At 38.1% G+C, this 247-nt stretch carries 1 protein-coding gene; it reads right to left on the minus strand.

Going from position 1 to position 247, the window contains the following annotated elements; all coding sequences use genetic code 11:
* A partial coding sequence (locus tag CF394_RS00300) for a P-loop NTPase family protein (RefSeq protein WP_500691218.1) occupies positions 1–247 on the minus strand: 247 nt, incomplete at both ends.

Consider the following 247-nt stretch of genomic DNA (forward strand, 5'->3'; position numbering starts at 1 on the left):
GATAAGGTTTTTGGCATCTGATAACCCAACTTGATCAAGTACTGTATCTACTCTAGAAGCTTTAAGACCATATAATTTTGCATAAATGAGCAGATTTTTATAGAGGCTCATCTTTTCATAAAAACCACTGGTATCACTAACAATCCCGATTTGTTCCAAATCATTTGAAGTCAAATTTCGAGAGGACTTCCCTAGGAGAACGGTCTCACCCTGATCTGCAGCTAACTGACCCGTCAAAACATTGATC

Source organism: Tetzosporium hominis (assembly GCF_002265435.1).
Taxonomy (GTDB): Bacteria; Bacillota; Bacilli; order Bacillales_A; family Planococcaceae; genus Chryseomicrobium; species Chryseomicrobium hominis.